Genomic DNA, 18,001 nt, shown 5'->3' with positions numbered 1-18,001 from the left:
GCCAGGGGGCGCACCTCCTCCTTGTGCGGGTGGCGCGCCCCGATGGAGATAGCGCACGCAGTGCGCATCTCCAGGGGCGCGGGGAACTGCGCGAGAAGCGGCCACCGGCCCGCACCCGACCGACGACCCGATGAGGGGCGCGGGGAACTGCGCGACCAGCTCCACCAGGGCGTTGCGGGTCAGGCCTGCTGCGAGCGGCGCCTGCGGGTGGCGAACACCGTGCCCGCACCCGCGGCGACGACCAGCGCGGCAGCCGCGGCGAGCGGCCCGGCCGGGACGTCGGCACCGGTGGAGGCGAGAGAGCCGCCGATGGTCGAGCCGGTCGTACCGGTCCCACCCGTGGTGCCCGCGCCACCCGCCGTGCTGCCCGAAGTACCGCCCGACGCCGATCCGTTGGACCCGCCCGACCCGGCAGGCAGCACCGCGTCCTCGTCGAGGGAGACCGCGGCGGTGACCGGATCGAGCGCGGCCCCCGCCTCGTAGAACCCGCCGAACGCCTTGGCACCGTCAGCGGTGAGCGTGGCCGCGGCGCCGTCCAGCTCGACGATGTCGCCCTTGGCGGTGAGATCGCCGGAGCCGAGCTTCAGCGTGGCCACGGTCAGGTCGTCGTACGTGGTGACCTTGCCGCTCTCCTGGTCCTTGCTGGAGACGTCGGCGACGAGCTTGCCGCCGGTGCCCTTCGCCGTCACGTGCAGATCGCTGAACTGGAGGTCGAGGGCGTAGGTGCCGTCCGCCTCGTGGCCGAGGAAGCGGACCTTGCCGGCGAACTTCGCGTCGAGGGACTTGGCGTCGGCGTCGTAGGTGCCGCTCGCGTCGCCGAACCGGTAGACGGAGCCGTTCTTCGCGGCGCCGCCGGACAGTTCGACCTTGCCCTTGGCGATGGGTCCGGTGATGTACGTACGGAAGGACTCCTTGACGCCCCAGTCCAGGTTGCCGTCGACGACCTCACCGGAGACGGCCTCGACGGGCTTGGTCGCCGAGGTGCTCGGCGCCGGGGAGGTGGAGCCACCGGTCGACGGGGACGGCGAGGTGGTCGCCGTTTCCGTCGGGGTCGCCTCCGGGGTCTTGGTCGGCGTCGGCGATGAGGTGGACGGGGAGGCGGCCGTGACCGTCAGCGTCGCCGCGTCGAGCGCGGTGCCCTCCTTGTACATGCCGTTGAACGCCGAGGCGCCGTCGGCGGTCAGCGTCGCCGGGATGTCCTTGAAGGTCATCGCGCCGCCCGCGCCCTGGCCGGGCTTGACCGCGGACAGGTCGAGGGTGGCGAACTCGATGTCGTTCTGGACCGTGCCGTTGAGGGAGACGTCGGCGTCGATGTGCCCGGTGGTGCCCGACGTCACGACCTTCACGTCGCTGACCTTGATGTCGAAGCCGTGCGCCTGGGAGGAGAAGCGGACGGCGCCCTTGAAGGCGGTGTCGGTGCCGTGCGTGGTCGTGTCGTAGGTGCCGGTGCCGCCGGTGAAGGTGAACGGGCCGTTGTCGGCGGCCTGCGTGGCGCCGTCGGTCGCGTCGATCGAACCGGCGGCGATCCCGGTCACGTACTTCCGGAAGGACTCCTTGATGCCCCAGTCGAGCGTCCCGTTCTTCAACTCGATGCCGGACGAGGCGCCTTCGGCGGCGGCCGCGGGCAGCGCGAGCGCGCCGGCCCCGAGCGCGACGACGGTGGCCGTGGCGGCGGCGAGGGCTATCGGGTGTCTGGCGATGCGTGCCATGGGAGTGGTTCCTCCTTGGTGTGGATCTTGGTTCGGGTGGACCGTCAGGGGGTGGACAGCCGCTGCGGAGAGGGAAGTTCGGAGAGGGTGCCCGGGGCCGTCAGGAGCGCTGGGCAGCACGGCGGCGCCGACGGATCAGCAGGCCCGCGGCGGCGGCCAGCACGACCACGACGGCGGCGGCGATCCCGGCGACCGCTCCCCCGGGCAGGCCGGAGTCCGTCTCGGCGGCGGCCGGTTCGGCGGCAGCGGACTGTGAGGCCTTCGCCTTCGGGGTGGGCGTCGGTGACGCCGAGCTGCCGAGGTCGGGCAGGGCCGGGAGGTGCGCGTCCGCGTCGAGGGCGACGGCCAGCGAGACGGGGTCCATGGCGGTGCCCTTCTTGTACATCCCGCCGAACGCCTTCGCTCCGGCGGCGGTGAGCACGGCCGGGGCCTCGCTCACCTCCACGAGCCCGTCCTCGGCCTTGAGTTCACCGGTCTTGAAGGTCACGAGCGCGGCGTTCTTCACGGTCTTGCCGTCGCTGGTCGCGTCGGCGCGCAGGGTGCCCTTGCCGTCGGCGACGGAGACGCTCACGTGGGAGAACTTCAGGTCGAGGCCGTGCTCGCCGGTGAAGCGGACGGACCCGCCGAAGTCGGCGGTCAGGGACTGCTTCTTCTTGTCGTACGTGCCCTCGCCCTCGGGGAAGCGGAACAGCGCGCCGCCGTCCTGCGCCCCGTCGCCGAGGGTCCACTCGCCCTGGGCGATGTCCCCGGTGACGTACTCGCGGAAAGTGCGCCGCACGCCCCAGTCGACGGCCCCGTCGCGGACCTTCCCGGCGGCGTCCTGCTTCGCCTTCTTCTCCTTCTTCGCCTTGGACTCGGCCGACTTCGTGGGCGTGGGCGACGCCTTCGCGGGCGCGACGTCCGCGGACAGGCTCACCGGGTCGAGCGCGGTGCCCGCCGTGTAGTAGCCGGCGAAGGACTGCGCGCCCTGTGAAGTGAGCGTGGCGGGAAGGTTGTTGAGGGCCACGGCGTTGCCGTCGCCCTTCATGTCGATCCCGCCGAGGGAGAGGGAGGCGAAGGGCACCTGGCGGGACGACGTGACCGCCCCGGTGCCCTTCGCCTTGCTCACGACATCGACGTACAGCGTCCCGGCGCCGCCCGCGATGCGGACGGTGGGATTGCTGATCGTCATGTCGAGTTCGTACGCGCCGTTGGACTTCTTGTGGCCGACGAAGTGCACGCCGCCGGAGAACGAGGACGAGAAGGCGCCGCTCGATCCGTCGTACGAGCCGCGTGCCGAGTGGAAGCGGAACTGGCTCGCGCCGACGGTGGCCGCGCCGCCCGTCAGGGAGTACGTCCCCTGGGCGATGGGCCCGGTGATGTAGCTCTGGAAGGACGATTTCACGCCCCAGTCGAGCCGGCCGCCCTGCACGGTGCGGGCGGCGGCGTGCGCGCCCGCGACCGGGAGCAGGGCGCCGAGCAGCGCGGTGAACAAGGTGACGGCGAGGACGCGGACACGTATCCGGGCGCGTCGGGGCATGGCTCTTCCTCCGGGTGACCGTCACCAGACCCTGGCGACTTAGGTAAGGCTAACCTAAACTATGATCGCCTTTGTCAACAGCCCCTCTCACCACGACAGGACGGTGTCCGCGTGTCCACGCACGGCGCCCTCGCGCACTCCTCCCGCCGGACGGGGGTGCTGATCTCCGTACTTCTCCTGGCTCTCGCGCTGGTCGCCACCGCCTGCTCGGGCACCACCACCGGGACCGCCGGACCAGCGACCCCGGCCGAGAAGGCGACGACCGCGAACAGCGTCGAGCCGCTCAGCCCGGCCCCCGTGCCCGAGCTGCCCGCCACGGTCACCTCGGCCGACGGCGAGCGGGTCACCGTGCGCGAGGCCGACCGGATCGTGCCGCTCTCCGGCAGCCTCAGCGAGCTGGTGTTCACGCTCGGACTCGGCAAGCACGTGGTCGCCCGCGACATCACCGCCACCTTCACGCAGGCGAAGAAACTGCCGGTGGTCACCCGCAACCACGACGTGTCCGCCGAGAGCGTGCTGTCCCTGAAGCCGGACCTGGTGCTCGCCGAGACCACGACCGGCCCCGCCGAGGCGATGCAGCAGATCCGCGACGCGGGCATCCCGGTCGTCGTGATCGACCCGGCGACCGGCCTGTCCGACGTCGGCACCCGCATCCGGGCCGTCGCGGACACCCTCGGCGTCCCGGCGGCGGGCAAGAAGCTGACCCGGCGCTCCGAGGACCGGATCGCCGCCGTGCGCAGGACGATCCCGAAGCCGAAGAGCGCGAAGGACCGGCCGCGCGTGGCCTTCCTCTATCTGCGCGGCTCGGCCTCCGTCTACCTCCTCGGCGGCAAGGAGTCGGGCGCCACCTCGCTCCTCGAAGCGGCGGGCGCGGTCGACGCGGGCGCGGCCTCGGGCCTGAGGAAGGACTTCACCGCGATCACCAGCGAGGCGCTGGCGAAGGCGGCGCCGGACGCGATCCTTGTCATGAGCAAGGGACTTGAGTCGGTCGGCGGCATCGACGGCATGGTGAAGATCCCGGGCGTCGCCGAGACCCCGGCGGGCGTCGACCGAAGGGTCGTCTCGGTCGAGGACGGCGTGCTGCTCAACTACGGCCCCCGCACCGACCAGGTGCTGGCCTCGATCGTGAAGCAGCTGTACGGAACGGACGGTGCCTGAGGTGACGGCGACCGCGACCCCGCCGACGGCGGCCGACCCGAAGACATCCGCTGCTCCGCCCTCCGAACGCCGCAGCACCGCCTGGCTGTTGACGGTCGGACTCGCCGCGGCCCTGCTGCTGCTCGCGCTGCTCTCGGCGGGCATCGGCGCGTACCACATCGCGCCCGGCGACATCCTGTCCTCGGTGCAGCACCGGGCCGGGCTCGGCGGTCACGCCCTCGACCGCGTCGGCGAGTCGGTGCTGTGGAACGTACGCCTGCCCCGCATCGTCCTCGCCCTCCTCGTCGGCGCCTCACTGGGCTGCGCGGGCGCCCTCATGCAGGGCGTGTTCGGCAATCCGCTCGCCGAGCCCGGTGTCATCGGCATCTCGTCGGGCGCGGCGGTCGGCGCGGTCGGCTGCATCGCGCTCGGCCTGAACTTCTTCGGTACGTGGACGATCACGGTCTGCGCGTTCGTGTCCGGCCTCGCGACGGTCCTCGTCGTCTACGTCATGTCCCGCTCGGGCGGCCGCACGGAGGTCGTCACGCTGATCCTGACCGGCATCGCGGTGAACGCCTTCGCGGGCGCGCTGATCGGCCTGTTCCTGACCTACGCGGACACGGCCGCCGTCAACCAGATCACGTTCTGGCAGCTCGGCTCGCTGGCGCAGGCGACCTGGCCGAAGGTGCTCGCGGTGCTGCCCTGCGCGGCGGTCGGCCTGCTCGTCGCGCCCTTCTCCTCCCGCAAGCTGGACCTGCTCTCCCTCGGCGAACGCCCGGCGCGGCACCTGGGCGTGGACGTGGAGAAGCTGCGCATCACGCTGATCCTCGTCATCGCCCTCCTCACGGCGGCGGCCGTCGCGGTCTCCGGCGTCATCGGCTTCGTCGGCCTGGTCATCCCGCACCTGCTGCGGATGCTGGCCGGACCGGGACACCGCTTCCTCGTCCCCGGCAGCGCGCTCGGCGGCGCGGTCGTCCTGGTGGCGGCCGATCTCGCGGCGCGCACGGTGGCGGCGCCCGCCGAACTCCCCATCGGGGTGCTGACCGCCCTGACCGGCAGCCCGTTCTTCTTCTGGCTGCTGCGCCGCACCCGCCGCAAGCAAGGAGGCTGGGCATGACCTCGTACCTGACGACCCTGCTGCGCGGACCCCGCGCCCGCTCGCTCCCCGAGCGGTACGCACCCGGCGACCCGGTCGCCGAGGCCCGCGCCCTCCGCGTCGACCTGGGCGGCCGGGCCGTCCTGTCGGGCGTCGACCTGACGGTGCGGGCGGGCGAGGTGCTGGCCCTGGTCGGCCCCAACGGCGCAGGTAAATCGACCTTGTTGGCGGCGCTGGCGGCGGACCTGCCCGCCGGCTCCGGTGAGCTGCTGGTCCACGGCCGCCCGCCCGCCGCCTGGTCCGCACCCGAACTGGCCCTGCGCCGCGCCCTGTTGCCCCAGTCGGCGACTCTGTCCTTCCCGTTCCCGGTGGCGGACGTGGTGCGGATGGGGCGGGCGCCCTGGGCGGGCACGGAGCGGGAGGACGAGGACGACGCGGTGATCGCGGCGGCGCTCGCGGCGACGGAGACGACTGCCTTCACCGCCCGCCCCTTCGCCGCGCTCTCCGGCGGCGAACGCGCCCGGGTCGCCCTGGCCCGGGTCCTCGCCCAGTCCGCGCAGCTCCTCCTCCTGGACGAGCCGACGGCCGCCCTCGACCTGCGCCACCAGGAACTCGTCCTGCGCGTCTGCCGGGAGCGGGCCGCCGCCGGTGACGCGGTGGTCGTGGTCCTGCACGACCTGGGCCTGGCCGCCGCGCACGCCGACCGGGTGGCGGTGCTGCACGGCGGCCGGGTCACGGCGGCGGGCCCACCGGCCGAGGTCTTCACCGGGCCACTACTCAGCGAGGTGTACCAGCATCCGGTGGAGGTGCTGCCGCATCCGGGCAGCGGTGCCCCTTTGGTGGTGCCGGTGCGGTCCTAGCTGCTTGGCTTGGCCGCATGACTGTCGTCGTCACCAGCCTCATAGCGGTCCTCGGCACCCTCCTCGGTGCGGCCCTGACCCCCGTCCTCCAGGGCCGCGCCACGGCCCGCTCCGAACGGTTCGCCCGCGAGGAGCGCCTCAGACAGGAACGGATCGACGCCTACTGCGCGTTCGGCGGCGCCCTCGCCAACTACCGCAGGGGGCAGCTGGACCGCTGGTTCCGGCGCCTGGACGACCGGTCCGCCGACCCGGCCGACATCCATGAACTCCGGCGCGAGGCACAGCGGTTGCGGGCGGCGGCCATCGAGGCGATGTTCCGGGTGGAGCTGCTGACGGATTCTCCGGACCTGGTCTCCAAGGGCCGCAGCGCGTTCGCCGCCGTGGACGACCTGATCCGCACCGACGACCGCGAGGAACTGGCGGCGGGCCGGGTCGCGTCCCGCAACCTGCTCTACGACTTCATCGCGGCGTCGCGGCCCTACGTGCGCAGCACCTGAGCCCCCGCCAAAGGAGTGGGGGCAGACGAGTCGGGCTGTACGCCGGGTTCTGTACCCCGGGACCTCGCGGTCGTCGGGGTGACGGCCATCCATCTAGGGCCGGCGTTGCCACCGGCCTCGTGCGGTCTACCCGCGAACTCGGGCGGGCAGCCCTCGATCGTCCGCGCAGGAGCCGCCTTTTCACGGGCCGCTCCCTCTTGACCTTGCTCCAGGTGGGGTTTACCTAGCCGCCTGAGTCACCTCAGGCGCTGGTGGTCTCTTACACCACCGTTTCACCCTTACCGAGGGCCTTGCGGTCCCCGGCGGTCTGTTTTCTGTGGCACTGTCCCGCGGGTCACCCCGGGTGGCCGTTAGCCACCACCTTGCCCTGTGGAGCCCGGACGTTCCTCGGGAGGTTCCGAAGAACCCCACGCGGCCGCCCGCCCGGCTCGTCTGCCGTCCGGCCATCCTACCCGGCCGCGATCAGCGGAACGCCGCCGTCACGACAGACCCTCCGGGATCCGCCTGTCCTCAGCCGCGCAGGGCCTCCGCGCCCGTCCGCCACGCCCCGTCCAGATCCGCGCCGTCGGGAAACCGGCCGTGGATCTCCAGGATCACCATGCCGTGGGCGAACGCCCAAGCCGCGCGGGCCAGGTCCTGGTCGCCGGCGCAGACCCGCATCAGGGGGGCCGCCGTCCGGTCCTCCAGGCCCTCGGGGAGGGCGTGGCGGGGCAGGGGGCGTTCGGTGGCGAGGCGGTAGAGGTGGGGGTGGGCGAGGGCCCAGGTGCGGTAGGCCGCCATCAGTGCGGGCAGCGATCCGGGGTCCGTGCGGCCCGCCTCCTCGAAGGCCTCGGCCGACTCGGTGAGCATCTGCGCGACGAGTTCCGCCTCCACGGCGTACTTGTCAGGGAAGTGCTTGTAGAGGGACGGGGCCTTGATGCCCAGGCGGTCGGCGAGGGCCCGCATGGTGAGGGCGTCGGGGCCCGACTCCTCCAGCAGGGCCCTGGCCTCCGCCGCGATCTCGGTGGCGCGGGGCGTGAGCCGCCGCTCGGTAACGGCCTCAAGCACGCTGGAAGCCCTCCTTGGTCCGCAGTCCGTAGCCGAAGGCGCGATCGTACGAGATGTGGGCGAGCCAGCCGCACAGGCCCGCGAAGACCGGGACCCAGGCGTCGGGAAGCAACGTGCACGCGATCATCAGCGCCAGCGGGACCAGGGCGCGGTGCGCCGCGTTGTAGTACTTCACCGCGCGGGGCGGGAGCTGCCCCTTCTCCATGTGCTGCGCCTCGCCGGCCGCCACCAGGAAGGTCAGGTCGGGCGCGATGAAGAAGGCGAGCGCGCACAGCACCGCGAGCCAGCCGTGGTTCACCCCCTCGACGACCGCGAACGCCGACCAGAAGAGCGCGAGTGCGAGCCAGGCGGTGCGGCGCGCGACGGCGAAGGGCTTGCGGGTGACGGTGACGGGTGCGGTGGTGCTCATCGGGGCCTCCCGGAGAGTCTGGCGTTCAGCGGCAACAAGTGGCTAACGTCGTTAGCCGGACCGTATGTGAACCGTACGGCTAACAGCGTTAGCCGTCAAGCCTCCGCTTGACCCTTCCGTAGCGTCAACGTTTCTACTGAAGGCATGCGGATCGGAGAGCTCGCCAAGGTCGTCGGCGTCACCACGCGTGCCGTCAGGCACTACCACCACCTCGGGCTGCTGCCCGAGCCCGAGCGGCTCGGGAACGGCTATCGCGAGTACGGGCTGCGGCACGCCGTGGAGCTGGCCCGGATCCGGCGGCTGACCGAGCTGGGCCTCGGGCTCACCGAGGTGCGGGACGTGCTCGCCGACGACGCCGGGCGCGACCTCGTCGAGGTGCTCGCCGAGCTGGACGCGGACCTCGCCCGGCAGGAGGCGGCGATCCACGAGCGGCGGGCCCGCCTGGGGGCGCTGCTCGACGAGGCGGAGCGGCAGGGCGGGCTGCCCGCGGGCAGCCCGCTCTCCCCCGAACTCGCCGCGTTCTTCGCCGGCCTGGGGGACGTCGACCTGGATTCGCCGATGGCCGCGAAGGACCGCGAGGTGCTGGCCCTCGTCGACGCGACGGCGCCGCCCGAGGCCCGCGCTCAGCTGATGGCCGTCCTGGCGCCCGCGCTCACCGCGCCGGGCGCGCTGGACTCCGTACGCGAGGTGTACGCACTGCTCGACGCGCTCGCCGACGCACGGAGCGACGATCCACGGGTGGCCGAGGCGGCCCGGGCGCTGCTCGACTGCCTGCCGCCGGGCCTGCCGACTCCGGAGGGCGTCGAGCAGCACGCGCTCCTCGACGCGTTCCTCGCCGACTTCTCCCCCGCGCAGGCGGCGGCCGTACGCCTCGCGATGCGCCTGGCGGCGGAGGAGTCCCGGTGAGCCGGGTGCGGCGGATCGCCGGGAACGAGCTGCGGGTGCTGGCGAGCCTCGGGATGTGGGTGACCCGGCGGCGGCACGGCGTTCCGGCGGGGGCCGTCGCCTTCCCGTACGCGCGGGGGCAGGCGGTGATGATGTACGCCTTCGCGTTCGTCTGCGTCGTCGAGTCGGCCGGGATGTGGGTGCTGCTGCGCGGCCTGCCGGTGGTGCACGCCATCGTCCTGGTGCTCGACGTCTACACCGTGTTGACGGTGCTCGGGCTGCACGCCGCCGCCGTCACCCGGCCGCACGTGGTCACGGCCGACGCGCTGCGGGTGCGCCGCGGCGCCCATGTGGACCTGCGCATACCGTTCGAGCTGATCGCGCGGGTGCGGCGGGAGAGCCGGTTCACGCACACCCCGGCCGACGGCGAACTCGATCTGGACGTCGGCGCGCAGACCGGCATGACCATCGAACTCACCGAACCGGTGGGGCACTTGACCTACTTCGGGCGTCGGCGGGACGTGCGGGTCGTGCGGCTGTTCGCGGAGGACACCGACGCCCTGGACCGCGCGCTGGCCGACGCGCTCACGCGGGCGCGAACAGCACCTTCGCCCGTCCCGGATCGGCCTGCGTGAGCCGGACCCGCAGCTGCTCGCCGAGCGGCAGCGCGGAGGAGCCGCCCTCGATCCGGGCGACCACGGCCGGGTCGGTCAGCTGCACGGTGCCGACCGCCGGTTCGTGGTCCTTCACGTCGACCACCACGGCGTCGAACAGTTCCCCGATCCGGTTGCGCAGCAGCGCCGCCTCGACGATGTCGACGCACTCGCGCTCCACGGTGTTCGCGCGCCGCGTGCCGTCGGCCATCTCCTTGGGCAGTCCGGGCAGCGCCGCGAGCACCCACTCCGGCACGCCCCGGCCGGCCGCCGCGGCCAGGCACAGCTCGGAGGCGTAGCGGTCGACGAGGCGGCGCAGCGGCGCCGTGCAGTGCGTGTAGGGGGCGGCGACGGCGGCGTGCGTGGTGAGCGGGGGCAGGTCGCCGCCGGTGAACTCCGTGTAGCCGGCGCCGCGCAGCAGCGTCGTGCACTCCTGGAGGAAGGCGGCGTGGTGCGGGTTCTCCGGGTCGAGGGAGCGGATCAGCGCCGAGTAGGGGACGTGGTGCGGCCAGTCGATGTGCAGCGCCTTCGCGGTGTGGTGCAGCCGGCCGACCGCGCCGTCGGGGGCGGCGGGCAGGGTGCGCAGGACGCCGGTGCCCGCGGCGAGCATCAGGTCGGCGGCGGCCATGCCGGTGAGCAGGGAGATCTGCGCGTTCCAGGAGTCGGCGGGCAGCGGGGCGCGGTAGGCGAGTTCGTAGTCGTCGCCGGTGGTGACGATCTCCTGCTCGGGGACGTCGAGGGAGATGCCGCCGCGCTCCTGCTCCAGGTGTTCGCGCAGGGTGCCGATGTCGCGGAGCAGGGCGAGGGGTTCCTCGGCGGTGCCGTCGTCGATGGCCTTCTGCACGCCCGCGTAGTCGAGCTTCGCGCGGCTGCGGACGAGGGCGCGTACGACGTCGGTGGCGACGGTCCGCCCGTCCGCGTCGAGGTCGATGGTCCACAGCACGGCCGGACGGGTCCGATCCGGGAGCAGGCTGGCCGCGCCCTCGCTGAGCACGGTCGGGTGCAGCGGTGTCTTCGCGTCGGGGAAGTACAGGGTCGTCACGCGCCGGTGGGCCTCGGCGTCGAGCGCGCCGCCGGGCACGACGAAGGCGGCGACGTCGGCGATCGCGTACCGCACCCGGTAGCCGCCCCCGGCCCGCCGCGACAGGTGCATGGCCTGGTCGAGGTCGGTGGACGTGGGCGGGTCGATCGTGAAGAAGGGGACGGCCGTCTCGTCGCGCTCGGGCAGCCCGGGCGCCGCGGCGGCGGCCTCGGCCTCGGCGAGCACCTCGGCCGGGAACTCCCCGGGCACGTCCAGCGTCGTACGCAGATCCCGCAGCACGGCACCGAGCGGCTCCCGCGCCGCGCCGGTCACACGGAGGTGGCGGAGGGGCATGGCACCGAGCGTAGGCGGCTGTGGCCGGGTCGGCACGCCGTACGCTGGGCTGTCGGTCGACCGATGTTCCGTGTTCCGTACGTGTATGAGGAGAGCCCGTGCTTGTGCTGTTGCCGCCGTCGGAGGGTAAGGCCGCTTCCGGACGCGGGGCGCCGCTGAAGCCGGAGGGGCTTTCACTGCCGGGGCTCGCCGAGGCGCGGGCCACCGTCCTGGACGAGCTGGTCGAGCTGTGCGCCGCCGATGAGGACAAGGCGCGCGAGGTGCTCGGGCTGAGCGAGGGGCTGCGCGGCGAGGTCGCGAAGAACACCGAGCTGCGCACGGCCGGGGCCCGGCCCGCCGGGGAGATCTACACCGGGGTGCTCTACGACGCCCTGGACCTGGCCTCGCTGGACGCCGCCGCGAAGAAGCGGGCCGCACGCTCGCTGCTCGTCTTCTCCGGGCTGTGGGGCGCGGTGCGGGTGACGGACCGGATTCCGTCGTACCGCTGCTCGATGGGTGTGAAGCTGCCGGGGCTGGGCGCGCTCGGCGCGTACTGGAAGGCGCCGATGGCGGAGGTCATGCCGGAGGCGGCCGGGTCCGGGCTGGTGCTCGATCTTCGCTCGGCGGCGTACGCGGCGGCCTGGAAGCCGAAGGGCGAGCTGGCGGAGCGGACGGCCGGAGTGCGGGTGCTGCACGCGCCGACCCGCAAGGTCGTCAGCCACTTCAACAAGGCGACCAAGGGCCGGATCGTCCGCGCCCTGCTCATGTCCGGCGCCGCACCGGCAGGACCGGCCGAACTCGTCGGCGTACTGCGGGAGTTGGGGTACACCGTCGAGGTCGAGGAGCCCGCGAAGCCGGGGCGGGCGTGGAGCCTGGACGTGCTGGTGGACGAGATTCACTAGCCAGGCACAGACGTTGCGTTGCAGCATGCGCAATGGCCTTTGCGCATGCTGCGCCGCGCGAGGCAGGATGGTGCCATGACCTCGCCTGCCGCTGCCTCTGGCGCCTCCGTGCTCGATCTCGCCCCCGTCGTCCCCGTCGTCGTCGTGGAGGACGCCGCCGACGCGGTACCGCTCGCGCGGGCGCTCGTCGCGGGCGGGCTGCCCGCGATCGAGGTGACCCTGCGCACGCCCGCCGCGCTCGACGCGATCCGCGCGATCGCGGACGAGGTGCCGGAGGCCGTCGTCGGGGCGGGCACGGTCATTTCGCCCGCGAACGTCGCCGACTCGGTCGCCGCCGGGGCCCGTTTCCTGGTCAGCCCGGGATGGACGGACGCGCTGCTGGTCGCGATGCGCGGGTCCGGGGTGCCGTTCCTGCCGGGCGTCTCGACGACGTCGGAGGTCGTGGCGCTCCTGGAGCACGGGGTGACCGAGATGAAGTTCTTCCCCGCCGAGGCCGCCGGGGGCGCCGCCTACCTGAAGTCCCTCGCCGGTCCGCTGCCGCAGGCCCGGTTCTGCCCGACCGGCGGCGTCTCCCCGGCCAACGCGGGTACGTACCTGGCGCTCAAGAACGTCGGCTGTGTCGGCGGGAGCTGGATGCTGCCGGGCGACGCGATCGCCGCGAAGGACTGGGGCCGCGTGGAGTCGCTGGCCCGCGAGGCGTGCGCTATCGCAGGTGAGCTGTCTCGTTGAGGAAGCGGACGCTTGCGTTGCCGTCGGCGTAGTACGCGATCGCGGTGAGGGACGCCGCCGAGAGCTCCATCTTGAACAGGGACTCCGGCGGGGCGCCGAGCGCCAGCCTGACCAGGGTCTTGATCGGCGTGACGTGCGAGACCACGAGGACGGTCCGGCCGCGGTGGGTCTCGGTGAGGCGGTCGCGGGTCTCGGCGACCCGGGCCGCGACCTGCGCGAAGCTCTCGCCGTCGCCGGTGGGGCGCGCGTCCTGCGAGGCCAGCCAGGCGTTCATGTCGGCCGGGTGGCGGTCCCGTACCTCCTTGAAGGTCAGGCCCTCCCAGGCGCCGAAGTCCGTTTCGCGCAGGCCGTCGTCGACCGTGACGTCGAGGTGCAGGCGAGCTGCTACGGCCTGGGCCGTTTCGCGGCAGCGCCTTAGAGGGGATGTCACGATCGCCTGGATCGTGCCATGAGCGTGCAGCGCCGCTGCCGCGCGGGATGCCTGGTGGTGGCCTGTCGCCGACAGTTCCGGGTCGGTGCCGCCGCTGCCCGAGAAGCGCTTCTCGGGGGTGAGGGCGGTCTCTCCGTGGCGGAGCAGGACGAAGGTGGTGGGGGTGCCCAGGTCGGGGGGGGTCGACGCCGGTTCGTTGTCCGGTGCCGGTGCGTCGTGGCTGGTCGCGCAGTTCCCCGCGCCCCTTACGGGGCGCGGGCCCTCGGCCATGGACTCCCCCATCGCGTCGGGGCCTAGAGGCCCGACTCCGAGGTGCGGACCAGGATGCGGTGGCAGTTCTCGCAGCGGACCACGGCGTCGGGGGCCGCGGCGCGGACGTCGTTCAGCTCCGTGATGTTCAGCTCCAGGCGGCAGCCCTCGCAGCGCCGCTGGAAGAGCTTGGCGGCGCCGACGCCGCCCTCCTTCTCGCGGAGCTTGTCGTAGAGCTTCAGCAGGTCGGCCGGGATCGAGGCCGCGACGACCTCGCGCTCCTTGGCGACCGAGGTCGCCTCGGTGTCCAGCTCGCCGGCGGCCTGGTCACGACGCGACGTCGCGTCGTCGAGCTTCGCCTGGACGGAGGCGAGACGGTCGGTCAGCTCGCTCACCCGCTCCTGCGCGGACTCACGGCGCTCCATGACCTCGAGGACGACGTCCTCCAGGTCGCCCTGGCGCTTGGCGAGCGAGGCGATCTCGCGCTGGAGGTTCTCCAGGTCCTTGGGCGAGCTGACGCTCCCGGAGTCGAGGCGCTTCTGGTCGCGGGCGGCACGCTGGCGGACCTGGTCGACGTCCTGCTCGGCCTTGGTCTGCTCACGGGCGCAGTCGCTCTCCTCGGTGGTCGAGGCGACGTGCAGGTCACGCAGCTGCGTGAGGTCCTTGCCGAGGGAATCCAGCTCGGCGTGCTCGGGCAGCGACTTCTTCTTGTGCGCGAGCTGCTGGAGGCGGACGTCCAGGTCCTGGACGTCCAGGAGACGGATCTGGTCGGCGGGCGCGGCGTTCAGTTGGGGGCTCCAAAGGTAGAGAGGGGGCTGTTGGACGCCGCGTGGGCGGTCCAGGGGTCGGTGGGGGTGTGCGAGACGTGGACGCGCAGGCCCCAGCCTTCGCGCTCGGAGACCGCTTCGAGCTGGCTCGCGGCCAGCTCGCACCACGGCCACTCGGTGGCCCAGTGCGCGGCGTCGAGCAGCGCGAGGGAGGAGTGCTCGCGGGCCTCGCTCACCGGGTGGTGGCGCAGGTCGGCGGTGAGGAAGGCGTCGACGCCGGCGGCGCGTACGTCGTCGAAGAGGCTGTCGCCCGAGCCGCCGGAGACCGCGATCGTGCGGATCGTCGCGTCGAGGTCGCCCGCGACGCGGATGCCCTGGGCGGTGGCGGGGAGGCGGTCGGCGGCGGTGCCCGCGAGTTCGCGCAGGGTCACCGGGTGGTCGAGTTCACAGACGCGGCCGAGGCCGCGGCGGCCCGCGGGGTCCGTCGGGTCGGGCACCAGGGGGCGCACGACGCGGACGCCGAGGGCGCCCGCGAGGGCGTCGCTCACGCCGGGGTCGGCCTTGTCGGCGTTGGTGTGGGCGACGTGCAGCGCGATGTCGTTCTTGATCAGGGTGTGCACGACCCGGCCCTTGAAGGTGGACGCCGCGACCGTCGTCGTACCGCGCAGATAGAGCGGGTGGTGCGTGATCAGCAGGTCCGCGCCCAGCTTCACCGCTTCGTCGACGATCTCCTGCACCGGGTCGACCGCGAACAGGACCCGGCCGACCTCGGCGTCCGGGTCGCCCGCGACCGTGCCGACCGCGTCCCATCCCTCGGCGAGGGAGGCGGGCCAGAGGGTGGCGAGCGCGGCGGTTACTTCAGACAGGCGGGGCACGCAGACAGGTTACCTGCGCTGCGTGCCCCGACCCTAAGCGTGGCTACTTGACCAGGTTGGCGCGGAGGTCCTCGATGACCTCGTCGGCCGCCGTGACGCCGAGTCCGAGGTACCAGGTCTCGTCCGGGACGTCCTTGGCCTGCCCCTTCTTCACCGCTCCGAGCTTCTTCCACAGCGGGTTGCCCTCGGCGCTCGCGCGCTGGGTCTTCTTCGCGTCGCCGTAGACGCCGGTGAAGATCCAGTCGGCGTCCGCGGAGTCGATCTTCTCCGGGCTGATCTCCGTCGCCAGGTCGTCGATCTGCTGGTTCTTCGGGCGCGGGATGCCGGCGTCGTCGAGGATGGTGCCGATGAAGGAGGCCTTGGCGTAGAGGCGGATGCGGTCCGGCATGTAGCGGAGCATCGTCACCGTCGGGGCCGTGCCGCCGTTGGCCTTCTTCACGTCGGCGCCGAGCTGCTTCACGTTCTTGTCGTACGCGGCGAGGTTCGCCTCGGCCTTGGCCTTCTCGTCGAGCGCGGACGCGTTGAGGAGGTAGTTCTCCTTCCACGTGAAGCCGGGGCGGATGGAGAAGACGGTGGGCGCGATCTTCGCGAGCTGCGGGTAGAGCTTGGCGGCCCGCAGCTCGCTGCCGAGGATCAGGTCGGGGTGGAGGTTCGCGATGGCCTCCATGTTGAGGGCGTTGATGGTGCCCACGTTCTTGGGGCTGCCCGCGTCCTTCTTCAGGTACGACGGGATGCCGTCGTCGCCCTCGGTGGGGGCATAGCCGACCGGCTTGATGCCGAGCGAGACGACGTTGTCCAGCTCGCCGACGTCGAGGACGACGACGCGCTGCGGCTTCTTCTTGATCTCGGTCTTGCCCAGCGCGTGGGTGAGGGTGCGCGGGAACTCGCCGGTCTTCGCCGTCGTGCCCATCTTCGCGGTCTGTTCGGCGGCCTTCGAGAAGTCGTCGCCGCCCTGGGCCACGGCCTTGGAACCGGCACCGTTGTCACTGCCCGCCTCGCCGGACCCGTCGTCCCCCGAACCGCAGGCGGTGAGGACGAGTGCGGCGGCCGCCGTGGCGGCCAGGGCCGCGACGCGCGTACGGGGGCGTATGAGCATGGGTTTGCTCCAGTTCCGGGCGCACAAGATGTGCACAGCAATTGGTTAGGCAAACCTAACATCAGGCAGGTCGGGCGCCCTTCGCCGCTCCCCAGCACATCGGGCGCACGCCTCTCAGCAGATTGCGGACACCGCCACCCTTTGGTGTGAAGCGGGGGGTCGCGCATCCCCTGGAGGTACGTACGAAAACTAGCTTCGGCCTTGGAGAACACCAGAGGGGGAACTAGCGGAGGTGGCAGATCCCCATGACGGCCTTGGCCCTGGAGACCGCGCCGGAGATGCGGCCCCGGCCGCCGCGCACCGGCTGTGTGATCACGGCGGACGCGTCGTACGCGGCACGGCTCGCGTACGACGGCGCCTCGTGGTTCCCGCAGCGGTGGACGCTGGACGGGCCGGAGCCGTACGCGGTGCCGCTGCCCGGCAATCAGCCCGAGGAGCCGGACACCGACGTCATGCCGCTGACCGACGGCCGGGTGCTGATCCGGCGCCGGGCGGACGGCCGGCGTCATCTGTTCGCGCTGCTCTACCCGACGGGCCCGGACACCGGCGAGGTGCCGCTCGGGGCCGTGGAGTGCGACGAGCTCGACCTGCTGCCGCCGTCGCCGGACGGGCTCAGCGCGTACGCGCTGGAACCGGGTGAGAAGTCCACCCATGTGTGGCTGGTGGCGGGCGGCGCGTTCGGGCCCGAGCATGTGGCCGAGGTGCCGGGGCGGTGCTCGGGCGGTGTGTGGCTGGACCGCGCGGGACGGCTGCTCGCGCTGGACCGGGAGCCGGGGGACGGCGGGCCCGTGAAGACGGTCGCGGTCGATCTGGAGCGGGGCGGCGAGGTGACGCCGCTGCTGCAGATCACCGAGGAGAGCGACGACCGGCTGCTCGTCGCCGATCTCGACAGCGGGCTCATCCTGGTCCGCTCCGACGCGGCGACGCCGGGCGAACCCCGGCTCGGCTGGGGCGTGCTGGGTTCGACGCTGCCGATCCGTTTTCCGCAGGCGCTGCGGGTCGCGGACTGCACGGTGACGCCGTTCGCCGTGCAGCCCGGACAGACGCTGCTGCCGGAGGGCTGCGCGGTGGCGCTGCGGATCGACGGCCCCTCGGGGGGTGCGCCGTGGATCGGGCTGTGGCGGCCGTCGGACGGAACGATGCACCAACTGGCTGCGCCGACAGGCTGGTTGACGGGAAGCGGGTTCTGGTCGCGGGAGGGGGTGCTTTCACTCCCCTGTGTGACACGGGAGGTGTCGTGCGGGCTCGCTCGGGTATCCGCCCCTGAACCATCGGTTCCGGTGGCGGAGGGACCGCCCTCCTCGGGCGTGCCCGAGGCGCCGTCCGCACCGCGTCCGGTTCCGTTGGGACAGGCGCCACTCGGTGGGCGCAAGGCCGGTGGTTAGACTCGCCGGGCTGTAAGTCAAGGATCTTGTAAGGGTTTACGGGGTGAGTTTTCCGATGACGGGAAGCAACGGCAGGAACGGCAGGTCAGAGACCATGGAGCGCCACGAGCGCATCGAGGCCGCGGCCTCCGGTGGCTCCGGGCGGCACCGCGGATCGGTCGCCGCGTCGGCGGCGGCTCCGAGTGAGCAGCAGTCCGAGCCGCGTGGGCGGCATCGCGGGCCGCGGGCCGACGAGATGTAGGTCCGGCGGTACGACAGGTGAGGGGCCCGGGGGGGGCTCAGGAAGGGGCAGGGACCCCCCAACCCCGGGTGGGCGTGTCCCACTTCCCCCTTTTTTCTCACCCAACCCCCCCCCCCCCACAAAGCCCCTCTTCCCGGGGAGCCTCTCTCTGCGCGGCGTGG

At 72.7% G+C, this 18,001-nt stretch carries 18 protein-coding genes, 1 other RNA gene and 1 pseudogene; 10 read left to right on the top strand and 10 right to left on the bottom strand.

What is annotated here, in order from left to right:
* Positions 1-179: 179 nt before the first annotated feature.
* Both ACFVDP_RS36655 and ACFVDP_RS36650 read right to left on the bottom strand, forming a co-directional pair.
* Positions 180-1,709 (bottom strand): HtaA domain-containing protein, encoded by a 1,530-nt coding sequence (locus ACFVDP_RS36655; protein ID WP_383499523.1) that lies wholly within the window; start codon positions 1,707-1,709, stop codon positions 180-182.
* A gap of 100 nt (positions 1,710-1,809) precedes the next feature.
* Complete coding sequence (locus ACFVDP_RS36650) at positions 1,810-3,228, bottom strand: HtaA domain-containing protein (protein WP_383499520.1); 1,419 nt, start codon at positions 3,226-3,228, stop codon at positions 1,810-1,812.
* Between the two features lie 111 nt (positions 3,229-3,339).
* Here ACFVDP_RS36650 and ACFVDP_RS36645 point away from each other — a divergent pair, with 111 nt between their 5' ends.
* From ACFVDP_RS36645 to ACFVDP_RS36630, 4 genes are read left to right on the top strand one after another with little or no spacing between them, the layout of a single operon-like run.
* The gene (locus ACFVDP_RS36645) at positions 3,340-4,386 is read left to right on the top strand and encodes a hemin ABC transporter substrate-binding protein (RefSeq protein ID WP_383499517.1); all 1,047 of its coding nucleotides are present in this window, start codon (positions 3,340-3,342) and stop codon (positions 4,384-4,386) included.
* Between the two features lies 1 nt (position 4,387).
* A complete protein-coding gene (locus tag ACFVDP_RS36640; RefSeq protein WP_383499548.1) occupies positions 4,388-5,482 on the top strand; it encodes a FecCD family ABC transporter permease in 1,095 nt (364 codons plus the stop codon).
* Positions 5,479-6,321: a heme ABC transporter ATP-binding protein gene (locus ACFVDP_RS36635; protein ID WP_383499514.1), complete on the top strand. Its 843-nt coding sequence runs from the start codon at positions 5,479-5,481 to the stop codon at positions 6,319-6,321. Before ACFVDP_RS36640 ends, ACFVDP_RS36635 begins: the two co-directional genes overlap by 4 nt.
* Positions 6,322-6,338: 17 nt before the next feature.
* Positions 6,339-6,818 (top strand): hypothetical protein, encoded by a 480-nt coding sequence (locus ACFVDP_RS36630; RefSeq protein WP_383499511.1) that lies wholly within the window; start codon positions 6,339-6,341, stop codon positions 6,816-6,818.
* A gap of 22 nt (positions 6,819-6,840) precedes the next feature.
* On the opposite strand, the gene rnpB is transcribed toward ACFVDP_RS36630, so the two are convergent.
* The 3 genes from rnpB to ACFVDP_RS36615 all read right to left on the bottom strand — a co-directional run bounded on the left by rnpB (position 6,841) and on the right by ACFVDP_RS36615 (position 8,274).
* Positions 6,841-7,249, bottom strand: an RNA gene (gene rnpB, locus ACFVDP_RS36625) — RNase P RNA component class A.
* Positions 7,250-7,328: 79 nt separating this feature from the next.
* Positions 7,329-7,865, bottom strand: a complete 537-nt coding sequence (locus tag ACFVDP_RS36620) for a TetR/AcrR family transcriptional regulator (RefSeq protein WP_383499509.1) — start codon at positions 7,863-7,865, stop codon at positions 7,329-7,331.
* Positions 7,858-8,274: a DUF4260 family protein gene (locus ACFVDP_RS36615; protein WP_383499507.1), complete on the bottom strand. Its 417-nt coding sequence runs from the start codon at positions 8,272-8,274 to the stop codon at positions 7,858-7,860. The genes ACFVDP_RS36620 and ACFVDP_RS36615 overlap by 8 nt, the downstream gene beginning before the upstream one ends.
* Before the next feature lie 144 nt (positions 8,275-8,418).
* On the opposite strand from ACFVDP_RS36615, the gene ACFVDP_RS36610 reads away from it, so the two are divergent.
* Both ACFVDP_RS36610 and ACFVDP_RS36605 read left to right on the top strand, forming a co-directional pair.
* Positions 8,419-9,180, top strand: a complete 762-nt coding sequence (locus ACFVDP_RS36610; RefSeq protein WP_383499504.1) for a MerR family transcriptional regulator — start codon at positions 8,419-8,421, stop codon at positions 9,178-9,180.
* 53 nt (positions 9,181-9,233) lie between these two features.
* Positions 9,234-9,794 carry a hypothetical protein gene (locus ACFVDP_RS36605; RefSeq protein WP_383499545.1) on the top strand — a complete coding sequence of 187 codons (561 nt, stop codon included), beginning with the start codon at positions 9,234-9,236 and terminating at the stop codon, positions 9,792-9,794.
* Here the strand turns inward: ACFVDP_RS36605 and ACFVDP_RS36600 are convergent.
* Positions 9,745-11,187, bottom strand: a complete 1,443-nt coding sequence (locus tag ACFVDP_RS36600) for an RNB domain-containing ribonuclease (protein WP_383499501.1) — start codon at positions 11,185-11,187, stop codon at positions 9,745-9,747. The genes ACFVDP_RS36605 and ACFVDP_RS36600 overlap by 50 nt on opposite strands.
* Before the next feature lie 98 nt (positions 11,188-11,285).
* On the opposite strand from ACFVDP_RS36600, the gene yaaA reads away from it, so the two are divergent.
* Positions 11,286-12,068, top strand: a complete 783-nt coding sequence (gene yaaA / locus ACFVDP_RS36595; RefSeq protein ID WP_383499499.1) for a peroxide stress protein YaaA — start codon at positions 11,286-11,288, stop codon at positions 12,066-12,068.
* A 75-nt stretch (positions 12,069-12,143) separates the two neighbouring features.
* Entirely contained in the window at positions 12,144-12,797 is a 654-nt protein-coding gene (gene eda, locus ACFVDP_RS36590; protein WP_383499496.1) for a bifunctional 4-hydroxy-2-oxoglutarate aldolase/2-dehydro-3-deoxy-phosphogluconate aldolase, read from the top strand.
* Here the strand turns inward: eda and ACFVDP_RS36585 are convergent.
* The 4 genes and pseudogenes from ACFVDP_RS36585 to ACFVDP_RS36570 form a co-directional block, all read right to left on the bottom strand.
* Positions 12,772-13,407: pseudogene (locus ACFVDP_RS36585) on the bottom strand (histidine phosphatase family protein); the annotation flags it as partial. The gene eda and the pseudogene ACFVDP_RS36585 overlap by 26 nt on opposite strands.
* A gap of 113 nt (positions 13,408-13,520) precedes the next feature.
* Positions 13,521-14,264 (bottom strand): zinc ribbon domain-containing protein, encoded by a 744-nt coding sequence (locus ACFVDP_RS36580; protein ID WP_383499542.1) that lies wholly within the window; start codon positions 14,262-14,264, stop codon positions 13,521-13,523.
* On the bottom strand, positions 14,261-15,118 hold the full coding sequence (locus ACFVDP_RS36575) for a Nif3-like dinuclear metal center hexameric protein (RefSeq protein ID WP_383499493.1): 858 nt from the start codon (positions 15,116-15,118) through the stop codon (positions 14,261-14,263). Before ACFVDP_RS36575 ends, ACFVDP_RS36580 begins: the two co-directional genes overlap by 4 nt.
* Before the next feature lie 43 nt (positions 15,119-15,161).
* Positions 15,162-16,214 carry an ABC transporter substrate-binding protein gene (locus ACFVDP_RS36570; RefSeq protein WP_383499491.1) on the bottom strand — a complete coding sequence of 351 codons (1,053 nt, stop codon included), beginning with the start codon at positions 16,212-16,214 and terminating at the stop codon, positions 15,162-15,164.
* A 245-nt stretch (positions 16,215-16,459) separates the two neighbouring features.
* On the opposite strand from ACFVDP_RS36570, the gene ACFVDP_RS36565 reads away from it, so the two are divergent.
* Positions 16,460-17,599: a hypothetical protein gene (locus tag ACFVDP_RS36565; RefSeq protein WP_383499488.1), complete on the top strand. Its 1,140-nt coding sequence runs from the start codon at positions 16,460-16,462 to the stop codon at positions 17,597-17,599.
* A 55-nt stretch (positions 17,600-17,654) separates the two neighbouring features.
* The gene (locus ACFVDP_RS36560; protein WP_383499486.1) at positions 17,655-17,840 is read left to right on the top strand and encodes a hypothetical protein; all 186 of its coding nucleotides are present in this window, start codon (positions 17,655-17,657) and stop codon (positions 17,838-17,840) included.
* The last annotated feature ends 161 nt before the right edge of the window (positions 17,841-18,001 follow it).

Origin of the sequence: Streptomyces sp. NPDC057694, from assembly GCF_042799415.1 — a bacterium.
In the GTDB taxonomy this organism is placed as follows: Bacteria; Actinomycetota; Actinomycetes; order Streptomycetales; family Streptomycetaceae; genus Streptomyces.
The sequence above is the reverse complement of the archived record's forward strand: the minus strand, read 5'-3'. Positions and strand labels throughout refer to the sequence as shown.